Consider the following 328-nt stretch of genomic DNA (forward strand, 5'->3'; position numbering starts at 1 on the left):
CAGTTGCGTCCGAGTGAAGTCCGTCCGAGCGAGAACTTTGGCAAGGTATTTTTTAATTAAATATCTGAATTTTGAGAAAGTAACAAGCCTCAAGAAACCATTTTAAAAATGCGGATTTGCCAGGACCAAACTCTTATTTTTTTTTAATATTCAGGTTAATTGCGAACCGATATAATTTTATGGCAATATGTTTGCTAACGTCTCGGCTCGTATGTTTGGTTCTTAGTTTGAAGATACTATAATTATATAAATAAGGAGATTGATTAAGCGGTTGAGCTAGATACATTTTTTCGATGATGTCGTTTCATAGATTAACAAATCTTCTCAA

Source organism: Maribacter litoralis, assembly GCF_003075045.1.
Classification (GTDB): Bacteria; Bacteroidota; Bacteroidia; order Flavobacteriales; family Flavobacteriaceae; genus Maribacter; species Maribacter litoralis.